A 294-nucleotide genomic window follows, 5' to 3' on the forward strand; every position below is an offset into this window, starting at 1 on the left:
GCGGTTGGCGATGTTGCCGAGCGTCTATTGCAGCGTGTCGTTGGTGACGATCACGCCACGCGGCGTGAAGTCCTCGTCCTCATCCAGCTCGGGCGGCCGGCCTTCGAAGAACATCACCACTTTCTGGCCGCCACTCCAGACGCAGGTGAGCGTCCCCTCATCGACCGAAAACGGCCATCCGGCTTCGTTGCCGGCGCGCGCAATCGGCTGCAGCCGCACCTCCGCCACTGTCGGAAAATGGAACATACCTTGTTCCCCCGCCAGCATCAGCGGCATAGCGACAGCCATCTGCGC

1 pseudogene is annotated in these 294 nt (G+C 63.9%); it reads right to left on the bottom strand.

The window, feature by feature from the left end:
• Positions 1–24: 24 nt before the first annotated feature.
• Positions 25–294: pseudogene (locus tag EN852_RS39325) on the bottom strand (hypothetical protein); the annotation flags it as partial.

It is taken from the genome of Mesorhizobium sp. M2E.F.Ca.ET.209.01.1.1, from assembly GCF_004010375.2.
In the GTDB taxonomy this organism is placed as follows: Bacteria; Pseudomonadota; Alphaproteobacteria; order Rhizobiales; family Rhizobiaceae; genus Mesorhizobium.